The organism is Cellvibrio mixtus subsp. mixtus J3-8, assembly GCF_000766945.1.
Lineage (GTDB): Bacteria > Pseudomonadota > Gammaproteobacteria > Pseudomonadales > Cellvibrionaceae > Cellvibrio > Cellvibrio mixtus_A.
Genome location: NZ_KN266208.1, coordinates 353,079 through 378,844, shown reverse-complemented (window position 1 = coordinate 378,844; position 25,766 = coordinate 353,079). Strand labels below are relative to the sequence as shown.

The window sequence follows — 25,766 nt, the reverse complement described above, 5'->3', positions numbered from 1 at the left end:
TTGCAACTAACGTGAAGAATACTCACAATTGCTAATTCATTATTTCCAAAACTGAAATAATCTCTGGCTGTTGCCTCAACTGACGTGCCTTCAATTGGAAGTGCTTATGGATCGCCTGACTGAAATGCAGATTTATGTAGCGGTAGCCGAATGCGAAGGTTTTGCTGCTGCCGCACGACGGCTGAATATTTCACCTCCAGTCGCAACGCGCGCAGTGGCGGATCTGGAGGCGCGGTTGGGGGTGAAATTACTGAATCGCACCACGCGTTATGTGCGTGTGACAGATGCCGGATTACGTTATCTGGATGATGCGCGCCGCGTGATTGCCGCTGCCGATGAAGCCGATGAGGCGGCGATTGGCGTTAACGGCGAGCCGCGCGGGCATCTCACCGTCACTGCGCCGGTATTATTCGGGCGCATGTATGTCATGCCGGGCATTGTGGATTATTTGCAGCGTTTCCCAGCGACGGAAGTGTCGGCAATGTTTGTTGATCGCGTAGTGAATCTATTAGAAGAGGGAATTGATGTGGCGTTGCGTATTGGCGAGTTGGGCGATTCCAGTTTTCACGCCATGCGAGTTGGCAGTGTACGCCGCGTGTTGTGCGCATCACCGGAGTATATTGCGCAGTATGGTTTGCCCGCGCATCCAGATGCATTGCTTAACCATCAACTTATTGTAGCGACCAATTTGGGGATGAATGTGGAGTGGCGATTTTTGGACCAGGAAAAGCCAGTCATTGTTCGTATCAGGTCGCGCTTGAGTGTAACCAGCAATGATTCAGCGATTGATGCGGCAGTGCGCGGTTTGGGAATTACTCGCGTGATGTCTTATCAGGTTGCGCAAGAATTGGAGCGGGGAACGTTAAAAATCCTGCTGAGTGAATTTGAACCGGGCATTGTACCTGTGCATATATTGCATCGCGAGGGGCGCTATTCTTCAGCGAAAATTCGCAGCTTTATTGATTTGTTGGCAGCGCATTTGCGAGCCAATAAATCCTTGAATTAAATCGAAATCCATTTTTATAAAAGCGAGTGTGTTTCTTATGTCTTATCAACAATTGCAACAACACTTTTTAAAAATTTCGCACCTGCAACACCTCGCGGCCATTTGTTCCTGGGACCAGGCAGCAATGATGCCGGAAGGTGGTAATGATGCGCGCAGTGCGGCTATGGCGGAATTGTCAGTGCTGGTCCACCAGCAAACTACGGCGTCGCATCTGGGGGAATGGCTGATTGCCGCCGGGCAGGAGAATTTATCAGCGGATGAGCGTGCGAGCCTCGATGCAATTAAGCGTCGCTGGAAGCAAGCCACGCAATTGCCTGGCGATCTGGTGCAAGCACAATCGCTGGCGAACTCTGCATGCGAACATGCATGGCGTGAGCAACGCAAAAATAATGATTGGGAAAGTTTTAAACCCAACCTTGCAAAAGTAATTGAACTGGTGCGTGAAGAGGCGCGTATTCGCGCAGCAGATGCCGGCTTGCGCCCCTACGACGCAATGCTGGAGTTATATGAACCGGGTATGACCAGTGCCAAATTGGATGTGTTATTTGCCGATGTAAAAACCTGGTTACCGGAATTCATTATGCGCGCCGACGAATTGCAAGCGAACAACAACGTGATTGCTCCTGTCGGGCCGTTTGTGATTGAACAACAAAAGGAACTTGGCCTTGCAGCGATGAAATTGCTCGGCTTTGATTTTACCCATGGGCGGCTTGATGTGAGTACGCATCCATTCTGCGGCGGTGTACCAACGGATGTCCGTATTACCACTCGTTACGATGAAGGCGATTTTATGAAAGCCCTATTCGGTGTTATCCACGAAACCGGGCATGCACGTTACGAGCAAAATTTACCGAAAGCCTGGAGTGGCTTGCCGGTAGGTGAGGCGCGTTCTACCGGCATTCATGAATCGCAAAGTTTATTTTTTGAAATGCAGTTGGCTCGGTCTGCGGAATTCACTCAATTATTAGCACCGCTTGCGCGCAATATTTTGCAGCGTGAACAAGATGTTGCATTTACAACCGAAAACCTGTACGCCTTCAACACCCGGATGAAGCGCGGCTATATCCGTGTCGATGCCGATGAATTAACGTATCCTGCCCACGTTATTTTGCGCTATGAAATTGAACGCGCGCTGGTAGACGGGGATATTGAGGTGGACGATATTCCAGCGTTGTGGAATGAAAAAATGCAAGCTTATCTGGGATTGTCAACAGAAGGGAATTATCGAGATGGCTGCATGCAGGATATTCACTGGCCATGCGGAGCGTTTGGTTATTTTCCATCATATACATTGGGTGCAATGTACGCTGCACAGGAATTTTCAGCGGCACAACGCAGTATTCCGCAGCTTGCACAGAAAATCGCGCAGGGCGATTTGGCTCCATTATTTAATTGGCTGCAAAAAAATATTTGGAGCCAGGGCAGTTTGTTATCGACAGATGAATTAATTATTGCCGCAACGGGTGAGCCGTTAAATGCGCATTTTTTCAAAACACATTTGCAGCGCCGTTATCTGGGTGAAGCATAATAAACCCGGTTGGATGTAAAGTTCGGTTGAATTGATTGTTGATTTGGAAGGTTGTTAGACGTTATGCGAGTAGGTTTTGATTACGGCACATCGAATTGTGCTATGTCTTATATTGATCAAGGCAAGGCCGCGCTTGTACCGTTGTATGGTGATGATGCGTTTGTACCTTCCACTCTTTATGCGATAGAGCGCGGATTTATCGCGGAGCAAATTGCGCAACAGCTACAAGATCCGGTTGAGCGACAAGCCTATGCGCAAGCGCGGTCCGGTGCACTGGCGCAATCGCGCGCAGGAAAATTGGAGCATGATATTGCGCAGGTTAGCGACGGATTATTTTACGGTGCTGATGCTATCGCCCATTACATCGCTGCACCCGGCGAAGGTTATTTTATTAAATCCCCTAAATCATTTTTGGGCGCAAGTGGTTTGCGCCCGCAAATGGTAGGTTTTTTTGAAGATCTGGTTGCGGTGATGATGCTCAATGTGAAGCAGCGCGCAGAACATTATTTGCAACGAGAAGCTTCGCAAGTTGTAATTGGTCGCCCGGTGAATTTCCAGGGTATTAACGCGCATGAATCCAATCAGCAGGCGCAAGCTATTTTATCGGCGGCGGCAAAACGAATTGGTTTTCGCGATATAGAATTTTTATTTGAACCCCTCGCTGCCGGCTTTGATTTTGAAACGCGCTTGAATGAAAACAAAATCGTGTTGGTGGTGGACGTGGGCGGCGGTACTACCGATTGCTCTATGGTGTTAATGGGCCCTGCCCACCGAAACCAGCTGCAACGTGAACAGGATTTTCTAGGCCATACCGGTGAGCGTATCGGCGGTAATGATTTTGATATATTGCTTGCACAAAAAGCGTTAATGCCATCGTTCGGGATGTTGTCACCCTTAAAGACCGGTTTACCAATGCCACTGATGCCATTCGTGAATGCAATGGCGATTAACGATATCGGTGCGCAAACCGATTTTTACGACGCAAAAACCGGCTTCCTGCTGGAAAAGCTACAACGCGAAACGCTGGAGCCGGAATTATTAAACCGTTTTATAACAATGCGTGAAGATAAGCATAACTTCGCTGTGGTGCGCGAAGCAGAACTAGGGAAGATTGCATTATCTTCTGCTAATACGTACCGCTTTCCATTGGGCTTTATCGAAGCAGATTTAACACCGGAAACCAGCGCGCAAGACTATGCAGGTATAGTGAATGTGCTCTTGCAAAAAATCGCGAATCTGATTAATGAGGCAACCACACAAGCTGGCCATAAACCTGATATTGTTTACATTACCGGCGGCAGCGCTAAATCACCGTTAATCCGCAAGCTGGTGTGCGAATTATTGGGCGAGCACATTGAGATTATCGATGGTGATCACTTTGGTAGTGTAGCTGCAGGATTGGGTGTGTGGGCGGAACGGGTTTTTGCTTAACCGTGTCACGATAGTTGCGTCAAATATCATGACACGGTTAAGTGTCTAAAATTAACCTGGATATCTCACACTCGCCGAATAAAGCTGTGCAGGATGCGCAGCGTTATCGGCGTCGGTCACTAATAAAAGCTCGATGTTATTGCTCGCTTCGTCTGCCTCAATACCTTCCAGTTTTACGGTTTTATTAACTGATTCCAGTAAAACCAAATTACCCATGCGATTAATTATTCCAATTGCGGACCCCATGCATTGTCCATCCAAATAAGAATCCGACGTATTTTCTGCACTGGCGGTAAATACAATATCGCCATTGCGGAGTGTAGCTGCATCGGTAAAGCAAAGAGGAACATCATCGATATAGCCTAAATCGTACGGTGTGATATGAATGTGTGGTTGATAATTTTTTTCCGGCGTTAACAATGTTTTATAAAGATCATCGAGAGAAAGGCGAATGCTCGCATTCAATTTATTTTTCTTGTTGCCGCGCTGGAATAAAAAGAATTGGTCTTTAACAACCGCGGCACCTTCGATATTTAATTTTCCGACTTCCTGCTTAAGAAAATCATAAAAATTGGAAAGATCAATAATTGTTGCTCCACCGGAAATGTTGCCTGTATGGTCCAGTGATACCAGTGCACCGCGTCGGCGTTTTTTCTTTGATCCGGAACCCAGTGCCAGCAATGCATTTTGTTTTGGATTATTGATGTGTGGAATTAATGTAAGTACTTCTATATCCGGTTTTTCTGCTTTGCGCTCTTCATATTCAAATGGTAATTCGCCGGCAAAAAAGCGATGCAATTTTCCATGTTCATTTCCTTCCAGTAAAAATTGCCCCAAATGTAATTCATCATCCGCCACCACATACAACCATGGTCCAACCTGTACCAGTCCGCTGGCTGCACTTAAATGTGGATGACGATCAGCGTGTGTGCCTTGTGCTAGTAGGAGGGTTTTTAGTTCAGTGAGTTGAATCATGATCTACTCCATGAATGGTGGTATTCAAAATGTCAGGCCATCAATGCCGGGTGAGGAATTTTTCCATCTACTGAAAAACTGTTTTTGTGAAATTCAAATGATTCGCTATTACCTGCGCGCACAAATACACAGTTTTCTGTTGTAAAACGCACATGCCAGAGTTGCTGTTGTGCTGGTTCTTTGTCGACAAACGCAAGCGGTGAAAATACGGCAATATTTTTTCCGCCATTAAAGCGCGAAGACGCATAAAGAACAAACTCTGTTCCGGCTTCACGCAACTGTTTACCTAGCCGCTGGGTGTAGTCCCATGATTCGCGTTGGCGAATTTTATCTTGCTGTGCTGCAAATTCTTCTGTTTGCAAATCAATCGCTTTTTGGCTGGAGAGCTTTACGGAAAATGCTGTGCGTTGGTCGCGGATATTTTCCAGGGGACCAAGTGTGGCGAGGCCTTGTTGAAATAACCAGAAATATACGGCTGTTTCTGCAAATGCCGTTTGCAGCTCGCACGATCCGTAAAAAATACCGCGTTCCCATGTGCTGCCAAAGCGCGAACCGTAACGTAGTGGCGGGTAGCGAAAGGGGGTCATTAATAAATAAGAAAGTCCAGCGCAATCGGCGGGAATTTTTGACTTGGATAAATCCAGCAGTTCCTCCAAGCGGCTTTGTTCTGCTGCGGAGCGGGTAATTGCCATGGTAGCAGCTGTTTCTTGCGTCTCCACCACGCGCCAGCAATTACCAATAATGTGAGGGCGCAACAGATCGGCAAGGTTCATCTCGTATCCTTAATGAGGGGAGTAAAAAGGAGAGGGAATAAAACGTTAAATTCGCCCGCGCATCGCATCCAAATACCACAGTACTCGCGTCAATCCATCCGCCCTGCGGATCAGCTCACCGGGAATCTCATCATTTAAATGGTGATTTGGTGTGACCATCCAGTGCCGCATCGCCTCGTTATTTCCCCCCAAAATGGAAAACAACGAGCGATAAACCCGTATTACCAGCAGCGATAGTTCAAATGCTTTCCCCTGTGACGGCGTCCCGCGTTTCATCCGGTCCACTGTAGAAATGGATACGCCTATCGCATCTGCAAGCTGTTCTCGCGCCAAACCAAGGGCATCGGCAGCATTGATCACACTATTACTCACAAGCTCCAGGTCAGAAACACTGGCGGTTTGAGGGTTCATTGGGGGCTCCTATGGCATCAGGTGACACTTTTTATTCTATAGAGTGTCATTTGAAATGCAAGGTTTAAGTTTTTAGTCGGGTTAAAAACTTGACCTACGCAGGAATCTTCATGCCCCGTTGTACAGCCGGGCGTGCCAAAAATGCGTTTAGCACCCGCGTAACCTCGGGAAATTGCTCAATGCCCACCAAGCCGCCCGCCTCATAAAACCCAAGCAAGTTGCTGACCCACGGAAAAATCGCAATATCGGCAATCGTAAACTCAGCCCCAATGACCCAGTTTTTCTCACGTAAATGCTTGTCCAATACCCCAAGCAGACGCGCTGCCTCTTTCACATAACGTTCCTTGGGGCGTGGGTCGGTAATATCCTTGCCGGCAAACTTATGGAAAAATCCCACCTGCCCAAACATTGGTCCAATGCCGCCCATCTGGAACATCAACCACTGAATCGCTTGATAGCGCTCAATCGCATTGCGCCCCGCAAACTTCCCGCTCTTCTCTGCCAGATATAACAAAATTGCCCCGGATTCAAACAGCGCCTGCAGTTCACCATTCAATCCTTGCGGATCAATCATTGCCGGAATTTTATTATTAGGGCTTACGGCCAAAAACGCCGGATGAAACTGCTCATCTTTCGTAATATCCACCTTATGTACATCGTATTCCCATCCCAGTTCCTCCAGCATAATTGATGCTTTCTGCCCATTTGGTGTTGCCATCGAATAAAGCTGGATACGCGCGGGATTTTTGGGTGGGAAATGTTGTTGGATGAGTTGCAGTGTGTCGGTATTCATTTAGTTACCCCCGTAAAATACCACATCAATTATCTTTGCCTTCGGGAAACGTCTTGCAGCTGCAACGAGTTTTCGGAGGTGATCTATGCAAATCTTACACTGTAGGCTGTATGCCAAAAACCCGTATCGCTAGCGCGCCGCGGCGCACGCTCCGGTTTTAGTTTAACGCTTCACTACGATGAAGCTCGCTTCAACCCAACTTTGATTGAAATGTTGCGCCAGGTTTTCATCTCGATCCATAAAAGTAGCGATTGGAGCTGTGCATGATACTTTTATGATTAATAATGTTTTTGAGGTTGGATGGGATATTGGATAACTTGGGCGTTGTTTTTTACATACATAAAATATTTCGATTCTAATAAAACACAGTGATTGTAAATAGGACGAATATTTGAACTGGTTATCGCTTAAACTTGTTTAATGTTTGTTCTGTCTTTGATATTTTGCCGCCACATTTTCTACGTCCAAAATTTAGACTCCAGATTATTCGAAAGGGATACAACATGGGATCGTTATTCGGCTTGCGCAAGCTCACTGGGCTTGTCGTTTTTGCTTGTGCATTTCTTTTTACTGTTCAAGTCCATGCATCGGCCTACCATGATTGGCTGGTTTCCCAGCAAGGCGAAGATGGCGCAATCCTAACTGAATCCAGCCTGTCCATCCCCATTCAAAGCACACATGAAACGTTAAAAGCGTTATCGCTTGATCAAATCAGCAAGCCAACCCAAGTTGCTTTAGCACAAAATTTTCTCGCTTCTTCCGACCTTACAAATACCGAGATATTAGCCCGTGTCATTAGCGCACAATCGTTAGCGGGAAGCGTTGACGGTGCATTACTATCTGAGTTGTCGATTCGCCAAAATAGTGATGGTGGTTTCGGTAGTTATAAAAACTACGAAAGCGATCCGTTGAGCACTGCGTATGCGCTACAAGCGCTCGCTACTCGCCCTACTACATCGGCTCAGATCGCAAAAACGGTTGGTTATTTACTCTCTAAACGCCAGTCCGATGGTGGATGGAAATTGGATGGCACCTCCAGCGTAGCATTGACTTCCGAAGTAATTCTTGCGCTTGCTAACCAAACCAAATTCTCTGGTGTGTCTGCCGCATTGGCGGGGGCACGCGCTTATCTCATTAATAAAAAGAAAAATGATAATACCTGGGGTCAAACATTTGAATCGGCACTAGCCTTATCCGCCCTTGCAACAGGAGCTAATACATCAGCGGAATTATCGACAAGTGTCGAGGCAATTTCGAATCGCGCCAGTGCTAATAATTGGCATAGTGATGTCTACACCACTGCGTTGGTATTGCAGGCGATTAAACGTGTTAATTCAATCGGCAATACAACATCAGGCAAAGGATCAATAAAAGGGCAAGTATTAGTTGTTGGATCTACTCAGCCTGTAATAGGTGCAACGGTTTCTGTTGCAAATACCAATTTACAAGTGACTACCGATGCCCAGGGCCAATTTAATTTGGTTAATGTGCCGGAAGGCAGCCAAACATTATTAATCAGCAAAACCGGTTTCTCCTCAACCAGTGCAGTAGCCGTTGTCAAAAATGCAGTGGTGACGGATGTGGGTCAGCTTGTTCTCGGCCAAACATCATCAGGTAGTATCGTTGCCGGTAAGGTTTTCAACAGTGGCTCTTTGGTTGCAATCTCCGGTGCCAGTATTGAGTTGAAAGGAGCCAAGCAAGTAACTATTACCTCAAGCTCCAGTGGCGTATTTGAAATTGCTGGGTTGCCTAACGGAAATTACAACTTTGTTATCGATGCGGTTGGCTACCACAAAATATCAGGCAGCTTTTCATTAACGTCTGGCACAAATGTGCAAATCAATCAGGGCCTGGTAAGTGTTGATACTCCGTTAGTCAGTGAACCTGCCGCGTTGTTTGGAAAAATAATTGATGGTTCAACCGGTTTGCCAGTTGCCAATGCACAACTCGTGATTAATGGTTCCAGCATCACAGCAAATAATTCCGGTGAGTTTACTTCTCAGCCTTTAAATCGCGGTGCCCATGTTATTCAGGTTAATGCTGCGGATTACATCAGTGCAAGTTACAACATTAATTTTCCGGCGGGTGCAGCAGGTAATCTGGGAAGCCTGGCAATTTATAAAGCCACTGCCACTGAGCTGCCGACAGCAGTAGAGTTGTTAGCAACAACGATTAATAGCGTCAGCGGTGTTCCAATTTCCGGTGCGACTATTACATTGCTGGGTAAAGGCGTTATCGTAACAACGGGTGTTGCTGGCAGTGCAAGCCTGACGGGCATTGATAGCTTGTCATTCACACTCGAGATTGCTGCTGCGGGTTATGTTACCCAGCAAGTGGTTGTAACAGCCTCTTCATTTGGTGCCGTTGCCGGTACATTCAAACTAGTCCCTGCTACTCCGGAAGAAAGTGACTGGTCGCTGTCAGGCGTTGTGCGCGATGAAATTTCAAAAGCACCCATCGCTGGAGCTTCTCTCAGTATGAATGCGGGAGCCTTTTCTGCAATCACTGATGCTGATGGTCGTTATCAGTTTACAAACTTGTCAAATGCAAACGTGACTCTGGATGTTTCGGCGGACAATTACTTGCCTTCAAAACAGGCAATTACTTTGGGCGCTGTGAAAGGTGCCTATGTTGTTGATCTGAATTTGTCGGCACTTGATTCCAGTTCCAGTCTCAGCGTTATCTCAGTATCGGCCCCTCCGTCTGTACAACCGGATTCAACTGTGATTTTGAATGTTGAAGTTGAAAATACTGGTTCTGTATCTGAAAGTGCACTCGTATTGGTGAAGCTGGTTAATCAAAGTGGTGAAGAGGTTGATTCTCTAATGCCGTATTTTCCAGGCACTACCACGCTAACGCCACATATTGATTTCGGACCTGGCGAACGAATTGCGTTGGAAGTTCCGTGGCAAGTCAAACAAACCGCCGCTGGTGATTACACAGTGCGCGCTGAAATTATTGAAGCTGGAACCATGACCAGGGATTTGCCGCGTGGCAAGGTGATGGCGGTTTCATTTGACGAAACGACAGTTGAGGGCATTGCAGTGTTTGGCGGTGCACTTGATATAAATCCTCCTCTCACCCAGGCCGGTGCATCTACACCCATCAAGTTGGACGCGCTGTTACGCAATAATGGCAATCAGCGTCTCGATGCTGGCCAATATGAATTGAAAATCACCCAAAAAGAAAATGGCAGCCTTTTGCATAGTGCAATAGCGAATGCAAATGCGCTTGAGCAAAATGAAGTTGCGGATCTGAGCTTTGGTAATTGGATCCCGGCAGTGACCCAGCTTGGTGAAATGAATGTCATCATCACGCGAATTGATGGTATTGCCGGGAAAATTTCCGGATCAATTTATGTTGGTGATGTAGCAAAAGCAGAATTTTCTATCGATAAATCTGTTCTTCCAGAAGGCGATTCTGCAATTAAAGGAAAAATCCGGTTAACCGGTGTTGATACCAAATTGGGCTCCAGCGTTGACCCACTATTTGTCCTCGTTAAAAATGCCGTGGAAAAAGGCGCTGGATTTACTGGCCCTGGTGCAATCACTTGGGATAAAACCAACAAATGTTTGGGATGTCACATCCAGGCGCAAAGTTTGGCGAGTTTGGGGGCTGCTCTAAACAAAGCGACGGTTGATCCAATTGCAGCAAAATATTTGCTCAATACTCTAACAACAGGTCAAAAGTCCAACGGAAGTCTTGAAACTGACCATCCTGAATACACGAAAACTTCAACACTGTTTGGTGCTTGGGCATTGTCTGAGTGGCCTGATCAGCAGCAAGTACACCGTACGCAAATTAAAGCGCTTGAGCGGTTATGGAGCACTCGTTCAACGGGATCAGGGACTATCTATTGGGCGTATGACCACAGTACAGGTTGGTTGAATAACAATTTAACGGCAACGGCAATCGCTGCGTTAACGGCGGCGCGTACAATTGATGTTGATAATTCCTTACCTTCGATACCAAATGATTTCCAGTGGGGTGGCGGGATTCCATACGCTGCGGGAGCTGTTGGTGATCATGTACTTAAATCTACAGCGGATGCTGTATACGTTGGCAAGTCTGGTGGACGAATTGAGAAAATTGATGTTGCAACAGGGACCACTCAAATTATCGTCGGATCTGTTGCTGGTGTTAGCAGTCGTCTTAACGGTTTGGATATTGATCCAGACGGCAGCTTCTGGTTATCTGAAGATAATGGGCGATTGTTGAAGGTTAGTCCGCAAGGGGCAATACTTAAAAATTGGCTTGTTTGCTCGTCAAGAACGGGCGGGGTTTTGCTGAATTCTGCTGCGGACCAAATTTATATGGTTTGTCATTCCCAGAATCAGCTTAAGCGCGTGAATATTGCTAGTGGCGCTATTGAAACTCTTGCCTCCGGAGGGGTGTTGAATAATCCCTATGGAATCTCGTGGGCAGTTGACGGCTCACTTTTGATAGCGAATTACGCAGCAGCAAATATCGTAAAGTATGATCCAACTACATCCAGCTTGTCAGTATTTGCAGATGGCCTGAAGGGTTACCCAATTCATATTGCTACCGGCGCTGACGGAGATGCATTTGTTACTACCAATGCAATGGGCGGATCAGTTATTGGTGTTCACCGTGTGAGGCCAGATGCAACGTCAGAGCGCATCCTCTGGGGTAATGCGGCTTGGGGCGCTACCAACTTCAATGGAAAGATTTATATCGGTAGCACATCGGGTAATAAATTGATTGCTGTTGATGAAGTGCCGCTCAATAGAAATGTCATTCAGGATTTCAAAACGGCGATGCCGCTCATCGCTCAGTACTTATTAAACAATTTCAATATTGCTACTACGGACAATAATCTCCAGGCAACAGCATTGATTGGATTTGCTGAAGCTAAAAGGCTTTTACCTGAAGGAGCCTTAAAGGATCAGCTTAATGCAAAAATTTTGGCAATCGCAGATGTATTAAAAGCGCGGCAAGCACCTAATGGTGGCTGGGGGCGGACAGGTGTAGCGACTGATGCTACTCGCGATCCGTTGATGACAGCGTTAGTGGGGATTGGACTTGAGTACACATCCCCATCTTCTCAAGATCCGATGGTTAGAAACTCCATTACTTATCTGCTTAATACTCAAAAAGCGAATGGATCATGGCATAGCAATACAGGGCTGTTTACAACAGATCTGGGCACAACCAGTTTGGTTATGGTGTACATGCCCAAGGCATTGGATCGCATCGGTGGCCTGGATGTGAAACTCACACTGGATCAACCAGCCAATGTACTTTTGTCCAACCCATCAATCGCACCCGATGTAACCACTGCATCAGCAACTGGCGGTACTCAGTATATCTGGGATTTAAAAGGTATAACGGGTAATGGCCGTGATTTGATTTTTGATTTAACGGTGAAAGATCTTGGATTAAAAGAAATTCGCCCGGTTGGCAGTGCAGCGCAATTTGCGTTTGCCAATTCATTTACCGATGAAACTATCACTAAGGCAATTGAGGTTCCATCGGTAACCGCTGCAACAGAACAAACTCTGGATTTGCAAACAGACAAATCGGTATACGCTGCCAATGAAGCGGTGCAGATTTCCAATCTGGTTAAAAATCTGGGGCCAGCGTTCAACGGCGGTAAAGTGAAGCTTGCTATTCATGCGGCGGATAACAATGGGCTGGTTAGCGAATTGTCACCATTAACCGTAAATGCGTTGGCGGTGCAAGAAAGTCAATCAGTAGCTACGCAATGGAATACCGGCACCACGACATCGGGTGTTTATAAAATTCATGCGCAACTGATTGATTCCCGTGACCGAGTTGTAGCAGAAGACTCTACTGTGATCACCATTACCGCTACGCCTATTGATAGTACCAGTTTGGTTGGTGCAACACTTTCTTCCGATAAACAACAATACCGCTTAACGGAAACTGTGAAGCTGGATACCACAGCGCTTAACCTTGCACAGAATGCCATTCAGTCTGCCTCACTCGGTAAACTGCGTGTTGTAAATGCTCAGGCACAGGTAGTTTTTGAACGCGATATAGCTGTCCCGCAATTGGCAATCAATGGTCAATTTGCATTGCAATCAGCTTTCGCATTACTCAATGTTGATGCCGGTAATTATCAGGCATCCTGGCAAATCTATAACGCAGCAGGAACAACCTTACTTGCCTCTGCCAATGCAGCGTTCGTTGTAGTAGAAGATCCGCTTCAAGCCTTATTGGGAACTGTCACTGTTCAACATCCCGAAGTGGATCGTGGTGCGATGCAGCAGTGTGATTTCGCAGTTACCAATCGCGGTAATAAAATGCTGGATGTAATTGCGTTGAAAAAATCTGTTGTAGCAGTAGATATTGAGTTAGTGAAGGACGAAAACCTTAGCCAGCTTTCACTCATTGCATCCGGTTCTGAATCCTATCAGCAAGTGTTTGGTACCACGGCGTTTGAAAAAGGTGATTATGCGTGCGTACTGGAAGCAACTGTAAATGGTCAGTCTGCGGTATTGGCTACAGCACTATTCAGTGTAAAAGAATCGCCGATTAAATTAAGTGGCGACTTGCGTCTGGGTGAGAAAGCTCGCTTATTGATATTAATTGATGCCTCTTCCTCTGAGCGTACATATTTGGAAAGTTTGCTCACCAATGCCGGTTGGTTCTACACCATTGTTGATAGCGCGGCAGCATTTGTCACAGAAATGAATCAGGGCGGTTATGGTGTGTATGCCTTGCTCAGTGAAAAAATTACCCTGGATCAATCCACGCAAACTTCATTAAATGCAAAAGTTGCGGCAGGTGATGGATTAATTGTCGCGGGTGCAATGGATCGCCGCCATCAAACACTTGAGCAAGCACTGGGTATCAAGGCGCGTGCTAATGAAGTTTATGCAAAAGGTGTTGTAATCAAAGACAGTGCATTGGGTTTGGGGTGGCAGCGTGCATTTACTAAATCATCACAAGTGCTTAACTTCACGGCGAATGGCGCAACCATTATTGGCGAATACAAAAATGACTTGCTAGGCGCAGATACACAAACGGTTCTCGGCGCATTAGGTGCGGCAGGTCGTTACGGTAATTTTGTGTGGGAAAACTTCACTTCATTATCATCGACAGTTGAAGGTCGTCTGGCAGTGGGTGGCAATCTGAGTCTACAAAACTTCAGCGTGGGCGATAAGCTCGATCCGAACAAACTGCATGACGTAGTGACTGTGGGTGGTAATGTGACTTTCCCATCAGGTCGTATTTACTACGGCAACTTAATTGCTGGTGGTAGTGTCGCAGGTGTTGGCGATGCAGTGCGTTTTGGAATGGCAACGGGTGCAGTGATTAAAGGTAATACACCAATGCCAATTAATTTCGCTGGCGAGCGTGAATACCTGCAAGAACTCTCCACTAACCTTGCCACTTTGCCTGCAAATGGCACGGTGAAAATGCAATGGGGTGGCTTGGAATTAAAAGGCGATTGCACCAGCAGTTCGCAAGTCTTCAATGTGAACGGTGCAGACCTCGGCGTAGCGCATACTTTTGCGGTGAGTTGTATTCCGGCGAATGCTACCGTGGTGTTTAACGTGTCTGGTCAAAGTGTTGCGATCAAGAGCATGGGTATGCAATCACTCACCACAATTCGCGATAAAGTGCTGTTCAACTTCCCGCAAGCGACTTCGCTGTCTATGACCTCAGTAGGCATTGAAGGCAGCATACTGGCTCCATTTGCCCAGGTGAATCAGCCTGCCGGTCGTGTGGATGGGCAGGTAATCGTAAAAACCTGGTACTCAACCACCAACGGCTACATGTCTATTCACAATCGCTTCTTCGGTGGTGATTTGTCGGGTGCGATGGGACCTGCAAATAAAAATGCCTTATCAATTTATCAATACCAACAAGGTAAATCGGTATTTGCTGGCTTTGATCTGCTGGCACAAGCGACCCTCCTGGGGGCTAGCAATGAAAATCCATTTGCCAGCTTGTTGCTCGCTGCATTGGAGCAAGTGAACCCTGCTCCAATTACGGCAAGGGCAGGCAAAACTCTGCCAATTCTTGTTTCTTATGAAAACACCGGCGCACAAACGGCATCCGGTCAGGTGAAGCTGGTAATACCGGCGAATTTCAGTGTCATCAGTGCAGCTAACTTTACGAAGGTCACTAACAGCAATGATTGGACTGCTCCGCTTGCGTTGGAAGCCGGTGCTACGCGCACGCAGTTACTCTATGTGAAATTACCGCAAACCGGTGGAGGGTTGCTCCAGTTGCAACTGCAAACGGGTACCAGTCCGGATTGGGAAACTCGCGCCGAAAAATCCCTGAATTTACAACCCTGATGGTTGCGACCAACCGGCTCTGTCACAGAGCCGGTTATCACTCCTTTTTCAATTTAAATTTGTATTGAGTAAGACCAAAGGTAAAACATTATGAAACAAGGACATCCCATAAACTCGGGAACCAACAGCATCACCATGGACAGCTTTCGTGGCGGTTTATTTGCACGGGCAATCGCTGCATTAACATTATTCTTTTTTACCTTTGTGTTTTACGCCAACCCGGCAGCGGCGGCAGTTGCCAACGAAATCAATAAGGAAGACCAACGCGAAGCTGCGTTGGAAGCGGCGATAGAAACCACGCCGGAGAAAAAACTCAGTAATCGCCTGGCAAAACTGCGCGATAAAATCGTACTGGAATTACCGCAAGCGATTGAACAGCGCGAAGCAGATCAAAACTGGTTCCAAAGTGCCTTCGCCAGTGTATTTGGCGATGGGCCAATCACCAGTGAAGAACTGGCTGAATTACAAACCCTGAGCACCAGTATTGATACTGCTTATCAAGAAGCGATTACTGCATTTGAAACGGAAGCAACACAATTCGAGCAAGAGGCCGCAGCAGTTGGCAATGCGCTCAGTGACGATGTAAAAAAATTAATTAAAGAACGTCATACGCAAGCGCTGGATCACATCAAAAGCCGTTATGCGCAAACCAGGCAACAACTTGCTGCATTGGTGACGGCTCAATCGGCCAGTGCGCAAGAACAAGCGCTAGAGCAATTAAACGAAACACTTGAACAGGAACAATTTAAACCCACGCATACTCCTGCCACACCGGAAAGCCTGCCATGGAAAGCGCCAGATGAAACGGTACGTGAACCCGTGGATAACCCGCAGGATTTACAAGCAACGCTGGGTTTAAATCCTTACGCTAAATACGCACAACTCGCACAAGCGGGTGATACCGATCCGACCCTGGTCGCACAGGCCATGGCAAATGCCGCTAACGCAGAACTGCAAGCCGCATTAACTGAAAATATTGAAATCCAGTTAACACCAGAAATTAAAACATTAGCGGCACAATTGCATAACAGCAGCATCGAAATTTATACCTGGGTTCACAACAATATCCGTTTTATTCCCAGCTACGGATCGATTCAAGGGGCACAACACACGCTGGAAACTAAACAAGGTAACGCCATTGATACCGCGAGTTTATTAATTGCCTTACTCCGTGCAGCTGAAATTCCAGCGCGTTACGCTTACGGTACGGTAGAGATTCCTGCCACTAAAGTCATGAACTGGGTTGGCGATGCGAAAACCCCGGAAGCGGCCCAAGCTATCCTCGGTATGGGAGGTGTTCCAACGATTGGCCGTGTGGAAGGCGGAAAGATCACCACTTTCAAACTGGAGCACGTTTGGGTTGAAGCCTATGTGGATTATTTCCCCAGTCGCGGTATGAAAGAGCTGGCGGGTGATAGCTGGATTCCAATGGATGCCAGCTTTAAACAATACGATTTCACCGACGGCATGAATCTGAAAGATCAGGTGCCGTTTGATGCAGAAGCACTGGCTAATACCATTCAAACCAAATCGATTGTGAATGATGCAGAAGGTTGGGTTCAAAATGTGCCACAGGCAGATATCGAAGCGCAGTTAACGCAATTTCAAAATCAATTAAAAACTTACATTGAAAACCAGAATCCTAATTCTACGGTGAGTGATGTTTTAGGTTTGCAGCAAATTAAAGTTTTGCCTGCGCGTCCGCTAGCAGCAGGTTTGCCCTACAACCGTATAATTACCAGTCAAACTTTTAACGAAGTACCTAATAATCTTCGCCATAAATTTAAATACACATTAGCTACGGAAAGTTATGGTTACCCTGGTGATGAATTTATTTCTATTGAAGAACCTACTGCAAAACTTGCGGGTAAAACTATCGCGCTGAGTTTTAAGCCAGCAACAAAAGCAGATGAGGATATCATTGCCAGCCGTTTACCTGCACCTGAAGCCGATGGCTCAACTGATCCTGCTAAGCTTTCTAAAACATTACCCGGTTATCTAATTAATCTAACGGCAGAATTCACTATCAACGGTGAAACCATCAAATTCGGTGCTGCCGGAAAAATGGGGGGGGAGTTATATGAAGAAATGGGTTTATGGAGTCCGAAGGAAGGTTGGGAAACAAGTATCAATCATCCGACTGCTGGTAGTTACAGAGCTATTGGCTTAAATCTACAGGGTATAAATCCTGAACAAGCTGCACGTCTAAGACAACAGCTTGAAGTTACCAAACTTAAATTAGACAGTGCTGATAGTGTGCAATTAGGTTTACTCACCAAACATAACTTGGTGGGGGATTTGCTCTATGGAACAGTACTCAATTATTTTGTGTTAAACGATTTGCAAGACCAGATTGCTGCGCAGAGTTCAAATATCATTAGTTATCGTTTACCTAGCTACGGTACATTTAGTACAAATATGCAAACTCAGTATTGGTTTGGTCTACCACGCAATGTGAGCTTCAGTGGTCTGAGTATGGATATTGATCACATGAAACAGCACCGCATTAGCAAAACAAATGATAAGAATGAGTCTATCGCGTTCAGTCAAAACGCAGGGTCTAGAATGAGTGCAATGGAGCACCATGTGCCTGAACAGATGTTTTCATCTACAACCGAAAAGGCGCAAGGCATCTCCGCCGTAAAAGCATTAACAATCGCGTCACAACAAGGCCAGAAAATCTGGACAATAAACAATGCAAACCTAAATCTTGCATTGAGTCGAATTAATTTAGGTGTTGAAGCAGAAAACGATATTCGCAATGCGGTGAATGAAGGAAAGATCGCTACCACACATGAGAATCGCATCAACTTTAATGGCTGGATTGGTGAAGGATACACGCTGATTGACCCGAATACTGGTGCAGGCGCTTATATGATTTCAGGTGGAGGAAATGGTAGCGAGACAATTGAAAGCGATATTTCAAAGAGACTTGGGTGGTCGCAATATCAAAATGTCGGATCATCTGTCGCAGTTAATATGGTCATGGTTGGTATGTCGGTAACGCTATCGCTCATATCCAATGTCATTCAGTGTTATCAAGAGGAAATCAAGGAAATTGCTTTATTTGCACTCGTTGTTATTGCAGCGGTTGCTCTGGGAGTTTTGTTGACTGGCGGTGCCGGTGCTGTAGCTATTCCTATGGTGCTTCGTTATTTAATCGCAGCGATACTCGGTTCGGCTTCAGCTAGTGCTAGTGCGGCCTCAAGAAGCAAATGGGTTTGTGATCTTAAATGCCAGGTTTATAAAACTACTGATCCGTTAAAGGGGATTATTGGGCTATCTTACGGATCTGCTTGTGGTTCAGATAAGCACCAAACATACCTGAATGCTAAGAATAAAGCAGGACAGTATGTAAATGATGTGTATGGCCCTGGCCATGGTTATCGCCACTGCACGCCGGAACCGTTTGCGTGTAAACCAAATTAAAGTTGAAGCAATCCAGGTGATTTTTAAAGGTCGACATATGAAACCCCATTTTATAAATGTAGATTTCGAATTGAGTTCTTTAAAAGATTTTTCCTCTCTAATAAATGAACTAGCTGAAAAAATCGAAGTTTTGTTCAATGAAAAGGTAGAAAATCATCATCATTTGAATTTTGAGTACTCTATTTCAGATTCGGATGCAGAACCTCATAAAATTATCAATATATTTTTTGATGACTTGGAGCGTTTATCAAATGATAGTAAAAAAATTATTGAAGAGTGCAACAAAAAAGTTATTGATATTGGTTACAACAGCGGAACTGAAGGATGGCAATATAATATGTTGCCAAGTATAGTCTTAAAAAAAATATCCGATAACGGATTCCAATTAAACATCTCAATTTATGGGATTGAACCACATGCCGGAAAAAGTGATTCTGGTTGTGAAAAAGACTGACAAATGGTTTTTGAATTACAAAATTAACTCCATTTCAGGCGTTACTTTTGATGCTGATATAACAATTAGGGAACAGAATAACTCACCGAATCCTGTGAGTGTAAAAATTGTCGAAGAATACATTAAAGCCTTTCCTGGTCACTGGAATGAGGTTTACTCAAAATTAATTGAATTTAATTCTGAGTATTCATGGGAAGAAGTAAAAAAATCAATTGGCACAAAAATTTTTATATATGCTCCTGCTTTAGTGGGAGCAACATATTATGACTTGATGCTTCTGTTGAAATTAAAGTCAGATATAATTCAACATCAAAATTGTACCTTTTTTTATTGTGATAATAAGCTAGTGTTGAGCGATCAGCACATGTAAATGGTAATAAAATATCTAATTTTACCTTGTTGCTGCCTGCAAGTTTTTGGACGCGACTTTGATATAAAAAATTTCCATAAAAAGCTGTTTTTCTAAAGAAAACCCGACATTCATAAATGTAGATTTACTTATCCGCAATCATGTTGTTTTCGCTCACGACTAGTTGTTGTTGCTCCGGCGGCGACAGCATTTATGTTTGCGCGCTACATTCGAGCTGCTGAAGTGGTCTAATTAGACCGAACATTAAGTTAAGCGGATAATACCGTAAAACTTAAAAGGTGTTCTATGACAAAGCAAACCCGAAAAAGCTATACACCGGAATACAAATTGGAAGCGATAGCCCTGGTTCGGAAACAGGGCTTCAGCATCAGCCAAGCCGCCGCGCATCTTGATCTCAATCACAATATATTACGCCGGTGGCTGAAGGAGCACGACGCCCAACCTTTCAACGATTACCAAGGTAAAGCCGGAATGACGCCCGAGCAAAAGCAGCTCCGTGATCTTGAAAAACGGATACGCGAGCTGGAAGTGGAGAATGACATTTTAAAAAAAGCCAACAGCTACTTTGCGAAACACATGAAGTAAGGTTTGCTTTTGTTCGCAAGCACTCTTCACGTTACTCGGTAAAGTTACTGTGCCGGTTATTAAAAGTGGGCCATACCCAATACTATGAATGGCTTGCCAATCCGCCAGTGACAAATACCAGGAAAGCATGTATTGAGTTGCGAATGATTGCGCTTTTTGCAGAATCCAAAAGCAGCATGGATAGCCGGAAAATGGCAATACAGTATTTTTGTGGCTATTTCTCAACCCTTAATCAGGTTTCACTGAGAAAGATGAAGATAAATTTCCCTCGATCCCTAAAAAGGTCGATGGCCATGAAATTGAACAGGTTGTGATAAGTAAGATGTTGCGCATCCTAATTTTATACCTATCGTGCTCTGAATTAGTGCGTTGGTGCTGTGAACCGGTAAGCTGTTTATTTCGCCGCTGGTTGCATTTTTCAGAGTTAAACAATGTGGTCAAATGAACGCACTATGGGAAGTGACAACTGAAAGGTGGAAATAAAATGCCTAACTTGGTTTGTTGCTATTTGCAGGTTTTCGGTAGCAACTTTGATGTAGAAAAATTTTCATCTCAAGTTGGATTGCCAGAGGGAGATGTATTTTTTCCTAAATCGAAAGATCCTAAACCACGTTCTCCCATTAAAGCAATTCAACAAGGAAATGTTGCTTATTGGCAAACAAAGAAAAAATTTTTCTCAAAAGATTCGATCATAAATTACGAAATATTTCATGAGGTAAATTATGAGAATGAATTTTTAATTCAATATGTCAGAGATAATGGTTGCCTGAACAAATTTCTTGTTGATTTCGTGAGTAATTCACTCGAAATGTGGTTGATCGTAATATACGAAGCCAGATCTGATACAAGTCCTACAGGCTCCTTTATTTGTAGCGATTTAATTAAAGAGCTTTCTATACTGGATTGCTCAATTTCAACCGATTATTTATTCGATAGAAAATAGTACAGTAGGGTGAATTTTATTAAAACTTGACTGGAAACGAGCTGTAACTAGCTACCCCAAAACTGGATATAGTTACGAGTAGCACTAGCGATTACGCCTCATCGGGAGAGTGGACACAAGTAATTAAGCCACTAAATCAGTGGCTTAATTAATTTTTTGAGCAGTTTTTGAAATCTTGGGAAATCTAGCGAAATGCTATATATGGATTAGACGTTAAACAGAAAGTGCATTACATCGCCATCTTGTACAACGTATTCCTTGCCTTCCTTACGTGATTTTCCCGCATTCTTCGCGCCTTGCTCACCTTTGTATTGGACGAAGTCGTCGTAGGCGATGGTTTCGGCGCGAATAAAACCTTTTTCGAAATCGGTGTGGATTACACCGGCAGCTTGTGGCGCTGTTGCGCCTACGGGTATAGTCCAGGCGCGAACTTCTTTTACACCGGCGGTGAAATAGGTTTGCAAACCCAGCAATTGGTAGCCAGCGCGAATTACACGATTGAGGCCTGGTTCTTCCATGCCCATTTCATCGAGGAATTCTTTTTTGTCGTCGCCTTCAAGTTCAGCAATGTCGGCTTCGAGTTTGTTGCAAATTGGCACTACGATGGATTTTTCTTCGGCTGCGATTTTGCGCACGACATCCAGGTGTGGATTATTTTCAAAACCATCTTCAGCCACGTTGGCGATGTACATGGTGGGTTTGAGGGTGAGCAAATTAATTTCTTTGAGCAGTGCAATTTCGTCTTTATCCAGTGGGAACGAGCGCAGTGGTTTTGCTTCGTTCAAGTGCGGCTGGATTTTTTCCAGTAGCGCTTTGATCGCGATGGCGTGTTTATCGCCGCCTTTGGCGGATTTGGTGTAGCGGTTGATCGCTTTGTCTACCGCTTCGAGATCGGCAAGTGCGAGTTCGGTGTTGATAACTTCAATATCGGCGGCCGGGTTAACACCGTTGGCGACGTGGATAACGTTGTCGTCATCGAAGCAGCGTACAACGTGGGCGATGGCGTCGGTCTCGCGGATGTTGGCGAGGAATTTATTGCCGAGGCCTTCACCTTTGGAGGCACCGGCGACGATTCCGGCGATGTCGATAAATTCCATGGTAGTGGCGATGACGCGCTCGGGTTTTACGATTTCGGCGAGTTTGTCCTGGCGCGGATCGGGAACGGTCACAATACCGGCGTTGGGTTCAATAGTGCAGAAAGGGAAGTTTTCCGCGCTGATACCGGCGTTGGTCAATGCATTGAACAGTGTTGATTTGCCGACGTTGGGCAGGCCGACGATGCCGCAGTTAAAACCCATGGTGGTGTCTCTTTGAGTGATTGGTGCCGAGGACAAAAACGGGGGCGGCGCGAGGCTGCCCGAAAAAGGGCGGCATTATAGCCGGTTTGGTTGCGGACGGGGCGATCCTTGCCCCGCGATTCTGCATTTAGGGGGCGCAGCGTTTAATGCTGGGCGCCAACCAGAGGCCATGATCGCAACGGTTGTTGTAGCCTGCTTCTGTGGCGAGGGTTAGTTTAGCGGCGCCGTTAAGCGGGACTTTGGTGAACTGTAGATCGCCCGGGCGCATGCGGCCCGAGTTAAATACCGGTTTGCCATCCAGCAGGATTTTGAATTTCATCCCGTCAGAACAGTTGGAGCTGGAGGAGAGCCCCATACCAATTTCAAGGATTTCATCGGCGGGGCTCATGTCCATAGTCCATTGGCTGTCGCCGTGAACGCCTAATCCAGAATAGAAGTTTTGATCCGCAATCGGCAAGCCGCCTTGGTAAGCGCCGACTTCATTGTTGATGCTGAGCACGCCGTGATCCTGCTTGCCGGTAAAGCGGAACAATTCCAGCGGACGGTAGCAAGCTTGTACGTCTTGTGGTTTGCGGGTAATAGCGGCGTAGAAACCGAACGTCTGGATATCAAAACCTAATGGCGAGAACTGATGCAGTTCGGATTTATGGGCGACCCAGTAATTGCGGTTGATGATGCGGTCTGCGTTGATCCCGAAGGTGATGCGACCAAAGCTGTCAACGTTGGCGAACGGTGATGTCGGGTCGGGAATTACTGCGGTTTTCACATATTCATGGGGGTCAGGTTGGGCGTAGAACAGCGCATTGGTGTAGACGCTGTGGCTGGTCACGATGAGCGGTTCGTTCGCTGGGGCTTTTGCAATAATCGCTTGCAAGGACTCGCCAAAGCCGGGGAAGAAATTCTCAGTGATTTTCTCGTGCCATGAAGTGAAATAGTGCAGCACAAAAAAACATCCCAACAGCAGCATTCCGGTTTGGGCGATGCGATTCCAGAGTTGATAGCTGCTGAACAACCAGAAGCCGCGCGCGGCGAGCCAGAGTGATGGAATCCAGATCAGATTGATGCGGTTGATATTGGCGGAGGTACAAATAGCGGTGAGCAGGGCGCACAGCAGCCAGGCCAGCATCAGGCGATCAGTAAGGCTTTTTTCGCGCAGGGCAAAGCCAATCCCCAACAACAGGAAAGGGGTGAGAATCCACATCTGCGGTCCCCAGGTCGGGGTTGCATTCCAGGGGAGTCCATCGTCCTGGCTGGCAAGCAGCATGCGCATCACTTCACGCGCATTTTTGGGAATCTCGCTCCAGCCGTTATCGGCCAGCGGCAGGAACATTCCGCTGTAGCGGGCCTCGCTTGGGTATTTGGGAATACTTAATGGGCCGAATTCGATATGGCCGGTACCCATGCTGTTATTAAGGATAAATACCATTATCGGCAGGGCGACGATAAATGCCGTCAGCGCACTGAGCGACAACCATTTCAGCGGAATTTTGTGCTCGCTAAAAATCAAACTCCATGCGCACAACATAAAAAGCGGTGCAAAAAAGTAAGCGGTGCCGTAGGCGTAAACCGCGCTGGCGAGCATGCCGGAGCCCAGTACCAGCCAGCGAATATCGTCTTTTGCGCGCACAAAGCAATAAACCGCAATCAGTACCATCGGTGGGGCTGCGTTGGATTCGAGCGCCCAGCGCGACGCCATAAAATGCCAGGGGCTGGTGGCTATAATCAGCAGCGCCCAGATTTCCATCTGGCGATCATGGCATTTGCCGAGGCGCCAGAAAATCCACAATCCAATGATTCCCAAAACAGCAGCTGCCATTCGCAAAGAGGTTACATTCAATCCCCCAATAGCGATAAACGGCATCGCAAGGTAAGCGTAGAGCGCGTTTTGACCGCTGCCCCAGGCGATGAAATGTACCGGCCAGCTGACACCATGGCGATCAATCCCGCCGGTCAGTAATGCCCAGGCATCGTAACCGGAGGAGGCTTCATCCTGGTTGAGGCCGCCGGGGAAATCGCTCAGCCATAAAACCCGTAAAAGTGCGGCAACGATAAAGAGAAGCCAAAGTACAGGGGCTGTGCGGAGGTGATTAATGATCATGGCGGCCTCCTGCGCGATGTTGTTGCTGTTGCGATGGTGTGTGCTCTACCGGATCCAGCAACACAGTAAGCGGGACCGGCGGTGGTGTTTGCGGCTTGCGCGGGTTGTAGATTTGGTTGAGCCAGTTCGCAATGCGCGGCGTGGCGCGAATTGCCGGCCACTCAATCCAATGCCAGGCAGCGCTGGATAGGGCGACGATGACGGGAGTGAGCGCGAACATCAACAAAACATGCTGGGGTTCGGTTAACGCAAAAGCCGTATCCTTGCCCAGTACAAAGGTGAACGTGCAGTAGAGCACCAGGCCATGCAGCAGATAAATACCATAACTGATGGCGCTGAGTGCGCGGGCAGGGCGGCAATCGAGCAAGCCAAATAAGTTGGCACCACAAGCCACGCAGGTAAAGCAAAAGCCGAGCAACATCAAGCGTGTGTAATAGTAGCCGTCATCGAAACAGCTGTAGGCAATCACAAACCCGGCGGCTACAACCCAATTGATATTCTTGCCGGAAAAATGTGCGCGTAGTGGCGAGCGAACCAGGCCGGCAGCTGCACCACCGACGACAAAACCCCACAATAATTTGGTATCCAATCCCCACCAGAAATAGGTGATCACAAAGACTGTGCCGATTGCCAGCCAGATACCGCTATGGGCTTTGCTTTTACTGCCTAACACGGCCGCGAGTAATGGCAAGCAACCATAAAAATACCATTCGTAGGGAAGCGTCCAGATGGCGCCGGCAGAAATCTGCAATGTGCCGGGCATGGCGTTGATTTCCGGATCGCCCGGGATACTGAATAAAACCCAGCTGGAAATATTGGCCAGTAATTGCCAGGTATCTTCGTACTGGGTGAAGTTGGAGCGGATTGCAATGATGACCAGCATTGCGACGATCAATAACAAGTACACCGGCGTAAGGCGCATCACCCGCCCGCAAAACAAGCGTGGCCAATCGATTTCTTTATGGCGTGCTTCCAATAATTTGTAGGTGAATAAAAAACCGCTCAGCATAAAAAACAGGGCGATGCTGGCGCGGCCAAAGCTGTCATAAAGTGTTGATGGGTTGCCGTGCCAGCCCTGGTTGTGGCTGTAATTAAACCAAAATACGCTGTGATGGATAAACACCATCAGTGCGAGGAAGCCGCGCATACCGTCCAGGCTGACAAACTCGTGCTTGTCATTCGCAGAGGTATCGCGAACCAGAAAATATGCCGATGCCAAAGCAATCACCGCAATAAGCAGCGGCGGCAAAATACCGTTAAGTGTAAGTAAAGACATGGTGGGCCGTCCTGGGCAAGGCAGCATTTCCTGCGGTCGATTTTATTATTGTAAGGGGGAGTGCCTTGCGATTCGTTATTGTTGGTTGGAATAGTGGTAAGC

Annotated in this window: 16 protein-coding genes and 1 pseudogene; 10 read left to right on the top strand and 7 right to left on the bottom strand. The window is 46.5% G+C overall.

The window, feature by feature from the left end:
* Positions 1–106 precede the first annotated feature (106 nt).
* The 3 genes from A596_RS12170 (at position 107) to yegD (ending at position 3,965) form a co-directional block, all read left to right on the top strand.
* The gene (locus A596_RS12170) at positions 107–1,006 is read left to right on the top strand and encodes a LysR family transcriptional regulator (RefSeq protein ID WP_039915056.1); all 900 of its coding nucleotides are present in this window, start codon (positions 107–109) and stop codon (positions 1,004–1,006) included.
* A gap of 37 nt (positions 1,007–1,043) precedes the next feature.
* Positions 1,044–2,534, top strand: coding sequence for a carboxypeptidase M32 (locus tag A596_RS12165; protein ID WP_039915053.1), 1,491 nt, complete (start codon positions 1,044–1,046; stop codon positions 2,532–2,534).
* A 63-nt stretch (positions 2,535–2,597) separates the two neighbouring features.
* The gene (yegD, locus tag A596_RS12160) at positions 2,598–3,965 is read left to right on the top strand and encodes a molecular chaperone (RefSeq protein ID WP_039915051.1); all 1,368 of its coding nucleotides are present in this window, start codon (positions 2,598–2,600) and stop codon (positions 3,963–3,965) included.
* A gap of 51 nt (positions 3,966–4,016) precedes the next feature.
* Here yegD and A596_RS12155 read toward each other — a convergent pair whose 3' ends face one another.
* The 4 genes from A596_RS12155 to A596_RS12140 all read right to left on the bottom strand — a co-directional run bounded on the left by A596_RS12155 (position 4,017) and on the right by A596_RS12140 (position 6,917).
* Positions 4,017–4,940, bottom strand: a complete 924-nt coding sequence (locus A596_RS12155) for a DUF6929 family protein (protein ID WP_039915050.1) — start codon at positions 4,938–4,940, stop codon at positions 4,017–4,019.
* A 32-nt stretch (positions 4,941–4,972) separates the two neighbouring features.
* Entirely contained in the window at positions 4,973–5,713 is a 741-nt protein-coding gene (locus tag A596_RS12150; RefSeq protein ID WP_039915049.1) for an RES family NAD+ phosphorylase, read from the bottom strand.
* 45 nt (positions 5,714–5,758) lie between these two features.
* Positions 5,759–6,124 carry an antitoxin Xre/MbcA/ParS toxin-binding domain-containing protein gene (locus A596_RS12145; protein ID WP_039915048.1) on the bottom strand — a complete coding sequence of 122 codons (366 nt, stop codon included), beginning with the start codon at positions 6,122–6,124 and terminating at the stop codon, positions 5,759–5,761.
* A 94-nt stretch (positions 6,125–6,218) separates the two neighbouring features.
* Positions 6,219–6,917, bottom strand: coding sequence for a glutathione S-transferase N-terminal domain-containing protein (locus A596_RS12140; protein ID WP_039915046.1), 699 nt, complete (start codon positions 6,915–6,917; stop codon positions 6,219–6,221).
* A 132-nt stretch (positions 6,918–7,049) separates the two neighbouring features.
* Between A596_RS12140 and A596_RS23885 the strand changes: the two are divergent.
* The 7 genes and pseudogenes from A596_RS23885 to A596_RS12110 form a co-directional block, all read left to right on the top strand.
* Positions 7,050–7,184 (top strand): annotated as a pseudogene (locus A596_RS23885) (hypothetical protein); the annotation flags it as partial.
* A 236-nt stretch (positions 7,185–7,420) separates the two neighbouring features.
* On the top strand, positions 7,421–15,211 hold the full coding sequence (locus tag A596_RS12135; RefSeq protein WP_039915044.1) for a choice-of-anchor A family protein: 7,791 nt from the start codon (positions 7,421–7,423) through the stop codon (positions 15,209–15,211).
* Between the two features lie 90 nt (positions 15,212–15,301).
* Positions 15,302–18,640, top strand: a complete 3,339-nt coding sequence (locus A596_RS12130) for a transglutaminase-like domain-containing protein (RefSeq protein ID WP_084128277.1) — start codon at positions 15,302–15,304, stop codon at positions 18,638–18,640.
* Positions 18,591–19,094, top strand: coding sequence for a hypothetical protein (locus A596_RS12125; RefSeq protein ID WP_039915042.1), 504 nt, complete (start codon positions 18,591–18,593; stop codon positions 19,092–19,094). Before A596_RS12130 ends, A596_RS12125 begins: the two co-directional genes overlap by 50 nt.
* Positions 19,081–19,464 (top strand): hypothetical protein, encoded by a 384-nt coding sequence (locus A596_RS12120; RefSeq protein WP_160280133.1) that lies wholly within the window; start codon positions 19,081–19,083, stop codon positions 19,462–19,464. The genes A596_RS12125 and A596_RS12120 overlap by 14 nt, the downstream gene beginning before the upstream one ends.
* A 285-nt stretch (positions 19,465–19,749) precedes the next feature.
* A complete protein-coding gene (locus tag A596_RS12115; protein WP_039915040.1) occupies positions 19,750–20,049 on the top strand; it encodes a transposase in 300 nt (99 codons plus the stop codon).
* Positions 20,050–20,533: 484 nt separating this feature from the next.
* Positions 20,534–20,992 carry a hypothetical protein gene (locus tag A596_RS12110; protein WP_039915038.1) on the top strand — a complete coding sequence of 153 codons (459 nt, stop codon included), beginning with the start codon at positions 20,534–20,536 and terminating at the stop codon, positions 20,990–20,992.
* A 206-nt stretch (positions 20,993–21,198) separates the two neighbouring features.
* On the opposite strand, the gene ychF is transcribed toward A596_RS12110, so the two are convergent.
* The 3 genes from ychF to A596_RS12095 all read right to left on the bottom strand — a co-directional run bounded on the left by ychF (position 21,199) and on the right by A596_RS12095 (position 25,664).
* Entirely contained in the window at positions 21,199–22,290 is a 1,092-nt protein-coding gene (ychF, locus tag A596_RS12105; RefSeq protein ID WP_039915037.1) for a redox-regulated ATPase YchF, read from the bottom strand.
* Between the two features lie 127 nt (positions 22,291–22,417).
* The gene (locus A596_RS12100; RefSeq protein ID WP_039915035.1) at positions 22,418–24,388 is read right to left on the bottom strand and encodes an NPCBM/NEW2 domain-containing protein; all 1,971 of its coding nucleotides are present in this window, start codon (positions 24,386–24,388) and stop codon (positions 22,418–22,420) included.
* Entirely contained in the window at positions 24,378–25,664 is a 1,287-nt protein-coding gene (locus tag A596_RS12095) for an acyltransferase family protein (protein WP_039915033.1), read from the bottom strand. The genes A596_RS12100 and A596_RS12095 overlap by 11 nt, the downstream gene beginning before the upstream one ends.
* Positions 25,665–25,766 lie beyond the last annotated feature (102 nt).

Bases quoted from the DNA above. Each gene is read 5' to 3' on its own strand.
- A596_RS12165 (WP_039915053.1), top strand. From the start codon at position 1,044: ATGTCTTATCAACAATTGCAACAACACTTTTTAAAAATTTCGCACCTG.
- A596_RS12170 (WP_039915056.1), top strand. From the start codon at position 107: ATGGATCGCCTGACTGAAATGCAGATTTATGTAGCGGTAGCCGAATGC.
- A596_RS12100 (WP_039915035.1), bottom strand. From the start codon at position 24,388: ATGATCATTAATCACCTCCGCACAGCCCCTGTACTTTGGCTTCTCTTT.
- A596_RS12130 (WP_084128277.1), top strand. From the start codon at position 15,302: ATGAAACAAGGACATCCCATAAACTCGGGAACCAACAGCATCACCATG.
- A596_RS12150 (WP_039915049.1), bottom strand. From the start codon at position 5,713: ATGAACCTTGCCGATCTGTTGCGCCCTCACATTATTGGTAATTGCTGG.
- A596_RS12140 (WP_039915046.1), bottom strand. From the start codon at position 6,917: ATGAATACCGACACACTGCAACTCATCCAACAACATTTCCCACCCAAA.
- yegD (WP_039915051.1), top strand. From the start codon at position 2,598: ATGCGAGTAGGTTTTGATTACGGCACATCGAATTGTGCTATGTCTTAT.
- A596_RS12115 (WP_039915040.1), top strand. From the start codon at position 19,750: ATGACAAAGCAAACCCGAAAAAGCTATACACCGGAATACAAATTGGAA.
- A596_RS12145 (WP_039915048.1), bottom strand. From the start codon at position 6,124: ATGAACCCTCAAACCGCCAGTGTTTCTGACCTGGAGCTTGTGAGTAAT.
- A596_RS12125 (WP_039915042.1), top strand. From the start codon at position 18,591: ATGGTTATCGCCACTGCACGCCGGAACCGTTTGCGTGTAAACCAAATT.
- A596_RS12135 (WP_039915044.1), top strand. From the start codon at position 7,421: ATGGGATCGTTATTCGGCTTGCGCAAGCTCACTGGGCTTGTCGTTTTT.
- A596_RS12110 (WP_039915038.1), top strand. From the start codon at position 20,534: ATGCCTAACTTGGTTTGTTGCTATTTGCAGGTTTTCGGTAGCAACTTT.
- A596_RS12095 (WP_039915033.1), bottom strand. From the start codon at position 25,664: ATGTCTTTACTTACACTTAACGGTATTTTGCCGCCGCTGCTTATTGCG.
- ychF (WP_039915037.1), bottom strand. From the start codon at position 22,290: ATGGGTTTTAACTGCGGCATCGTCGGCCTGCCCAACGTCGGCAAATCA.
- A596_RS12155 (WP_039915050.1), bottom strand. From the start codon at position 4,940: ATGATTCAACTCACTGAACTAAAAACCCTCCTACTAGCACAAGGCACA.